The following is a 237-nucleotide window of genomic DNA, read 5'->3' on the forward strand; positions in this document are numbered from 1 at the left end:
GTCTCCAACTCCAGCCAATCCAGCAGAACATGCTCGCCCTGCCCGACGTCAGCCTCATGTGCCTCGACACCCGCCATCCGGACCTCGCCCTCAAGGCCATGCAGCGCTGCCTCGACCGCGCCAGCTTCGGCGAGGCGGTGCTGCTCACCCGCGACGGCTACCGCAGCCCCGACCCGCGCATCACGGCCCGGGCGGTGCCCACACTGCGCAACGTGGCGGAATACTCCCACTTCATGG

At 69.2% G+C, this 237-nt stretch carries 1 protein-coding gene; it reads left to right on the top strand.

The annotated features are described in order from the left end of the window. Nucleotides 1-29 precede the first annotated feature (29 nt). Nucleotides 30-237: hypothetical protein (locus tag L6Q67_RS23525; protein ID WP_296575943.1), on the top strand; the 208-nt coding region annotated here is incomplete at its 3' end.

The sequence above is a fragment of the Zoogloea sp. genome (assembly GCF_023150065.1).
Taxonomy (GTDB): Bacteria; Pseudomonadota; Gammaproteobacteria; order Burkholderiales; family Rhodocyclaceae; genus Zoogloea.